We start from the raw sequence: 2,635 nt of genomic DNA on the forward strand, positions 1-2,635 counted from the left end.
CTACAACGCCAGCAACACACCGCCAGAGGTAAGCACCCGGTGAACCCGTCTTGAAGGGGACCCGCGTAGCAAGGAGCATCGTGTCCATCTAGTTCTAGGTGGACACGTGGACACTATCGAAGAGAGCGCGCCAATACGGCGCCGACGTCGGCATAGCGCCGAGTTCAAGGCCAAGGCAGTGCAGGAGTGCATGCAGCCGGGTGTTTCGATCGCGGCGATAGCCCTGCACCATCGCCTCAATGCGAATCTGCTGCGGCGCTGGGTCGCCGAGCAGGAAGCAAAGAATGGCGCGCCTGAGGACCGCGAGTTGATGAGGGTGCCGCAAGGCGAGTTCATCCCGTTGCGGATCGGCGAGCCGACCACTGCCGTGCCGGACATCCAGATCGAAGTCCGCCGTGGCGCGACGACGATCAGTCTTCGCTGGCCGGGATCGGCCGCAGCGCAGTGCGCCCAGTGGCTGCAAGGGTGGTTGCGTTGATTCGGGTGGACGCGATCTGGTTGGCCGTGGAGCCGCTGGACATGCGCGCCGGTACCGAAACGATCCTCGCGCGGGTCGTCAAGGTGTTCGGCGCGGCACGCCCCCACCACGCCTACCTGTTTGCCAATAAGAGTTCGACGCGCATGAAGGTGCTGGTCTACGACGGCTTCGGCATCTGGCTGGCCGCGCGGCGCCTCAACAAGGGGCGCTTCATCTGGACGAACGGCGACCAGGCGATCGCCACGGCGCTCAATCCCGAGCAATTGCGTGCGCTGGTGACGGGGCTGCCTTGGCAGACGCTCACCCACGACCACGCGATCACGGTCGTGTAATACCCCCAAAGCCGTAAACTGGCTTCCTTCCAGAGGACTTGGGGTTCTGGCAGACTCGCCGCATGAACCTACCCACCAACCTCGATGCCCTGAGCCCGGACGAACTGCGCACACTGGCTGCGCAGTTGATGGCCCAGGTCGGCGAGAAGGACCGGGAGTTGCGGTACCGGCAAGCCAAGATCGACCAGCTCACACACGAGCTGGCCATCCACAAGCGCTGGAAGTTCGGCAAGCGCAGCGAGCAACTGACATCTGAACAGGCGAGTCTGCTGGACGAAGCCATTGACGCAGACCTCGAGGCGATTGAGACCGAACTGGAAGCGCTCCTGCCGTCGTCCAAATCTGAAGCCAAGAGCAAGCCCAAGCGCCAGGCATTGCCGCCGCAGTTGCCGCGCACCGACATCCACCACGAGCCGGACGCAGAGACCTGCACCTGTGGGTGTGCGCTCAAGCGCATTGGCGAAGACATCAGCGAGAAGCTGGACTACACGCCGGGCACGTTCACCGTGGAGCGTCACATCCGCGGCAAATGGGTGTGCGATCAGTGTGAGACGCTGGTGCAGACGCCGGTGCCACCCCACGTCATCGACAAAGGCATCCCGACGGCCGGACTGCTGGCACATACGCTGGTGTCCAAGTTCGGCGACCACCTTCCCCTGTATCGGCAGGAGCGCATCTATGCGCGCGCCGGTCTGGCCATCCCGCAATCGACACTGGGCGCGTGGGTGGGCATCTGTGGCGTGCGTCTGCAACCGCTGGTGGACGCCCTGCAAGAAGAGGTTCTGAGCCACGGTGTTCTGCACGCCGACGAAACGCCAGTGCAGATGCTCGCGCCCGGCAATGGCAAGACGCACCGCGCCTACCTGTGGGCCTATGCGCCGAGCGAGTTCGAGAAGATGCGCGCGGTGATTTACCAGTTTGCGCCCAGCCGCAGCGGCGAGCACGCTCGCGCGTTCCTGGGGCAGTGGCAAGGCAAGCTGGTATGTGATGACTTCGCCGGCTACAAGGCCAGCTTCGACGGTGGCGTCACTGAGATCGGTTGCATGGCCCATTCGCGGCGCAAGTTCTTTGAACTGCACGACAAGCACAAGAGCGAATTGGCGGGCCAGGCACTGCGCTACATGGTGAGCTTGTACGAGATCGAGGCGCAAGTGCGGGATGCTGAGCCAGACCAGCGCCTGGCAGCGCGGCAACAAAGGGCTGGCCCGATTCTAGAGCGGCTGCACGCCTGGCTCGAGGAACAGCGACGCCGCGTCCCAGACGGCTCGGCGATCGCGCGGGCCATTGACTACAGCCTCAAGCGGTGGCCGGCTCTCGTGCGTTACCTCGACGACCCGACGGTGCCCATCGACAACAACCACGTCGAGCGACAGATCCGGCCGGTTGCCCTGGGTCGCTCCAATTGGTTGTTTGCAGGCTCACTGCGCGCCGGTCAACGCGCGGCTGCCGTCATGAGCCTGATCCAATCGGCCAAGCTCAACGGGCACGATCCCTACGCCTATCTGAAAGACGTCCTCACGCGACTGCCGACCCACAAGGCGGCCGACATCGCCGAACTGCTCCCGCATCGCTGGACGCCCAGCGCCACCTAGCTGGCAAGACGGGTTCACCGGGTGCTTACGTAGCTTGGTGTGCAGGCGGCTTCATCAAGCATGGCAGCCGGTGCGAGTTCAGTGATCGGCGTACTTGGTGTACCAGCAAAAAACCCCGCAGAGCCAAGCCCAGCGGGGTTTTTTGCCAAACGTTGAAGCCGTTTGAAAGATGTTTGGTGGAGCCGGCGGGAATCGAACCCGCGTCCGCAAGCCCTCCACAGAGAGTTCTACAT

3 protein-coding genes and 1 other RNA gene are annotated in these 2,635 nt (G+C 63.6%); 3 read left to right on the plus strand and 1 reads right to left on the minus strand.

From position 1 onward, the window contains the following. The first annotated feature begins 106 nt into the window (after nucleotides 1–106). The 3 genes from tnpA to tnpC all read left to right on the plus strand — a co-directional run bounded on the left by tnpA (nucleotide 107) and on the right by tnpC (nucleotide 2,402). Nucleotides 107–478 carry an IS66-like element accessory protein TnpA gene (gene tnpA / locus HQK15_RS18155; RefSeq protein WP_004633552.1) on the plus strand — a complete coding sequence of 124 codons (372 nt, stop codon included), beginning with the start codon at nucleotides 107–109 and terminating at the stop codon, nucleotides 476–478. Between the two features lie 5 nt (nucleotides 479–483). Beyond that, nucleotides 484–810 carry an IS66 family insertion sequence element accessory protein TnpB gene (tnpB, locus tag HQK15_RS18160; RefSeq protein WP_131807846.1) on the plus strand — a complete coding sequence of 109 codons (327 nt, stop codon included), beginning with the start codon at nucleotides 484–486 and terminating at the stop codon, nucleotides 808–810. Between the two features lie 62 nt (nucleotides 811–872). After that, the gene (gene tnpC / locus HQK15_RS18165; RefSeq protein WP_009238807.1) at nucleotides 873–2,402 is read left to right on the plus strand and encodes an IS66 family transposase; all 1,530 of its coding nucleotides are present in this window, start codon (nucleotides 873–875) and stop codon (nucleotides 2,400–2,402) included. Between the two features lie 174 nt (nucleotides 2,403–2,576). Here the strand turns inward: tnpC and ssrA are convergent. Next, nucleotides 2,577–2,635, minus strand: a transfer-messenger RNA (tmRNA) gene (gene ssrA, locus HQK15_RS18170); the annotation flags it as partial.

The sequence above is a fragment of the Aeromicrobium stalagmiti genome, from assembly GCF_013283745.1.
Lineage (GTDB): Bacteria > Actinomycetota > Actinomycetes > Propionibacteriales > Nocardioidaceae > Aeromicrobium > Aeromicrobium stalagmiti.

Coding starts and splice junctions, on each gene's coding strand:
- tnpC (WP_009238807.1), top strand. CDS start 873: ATGAACCTACCCACCAACCTCGATGCCCTGAGCCCGGACGAACTGCGC.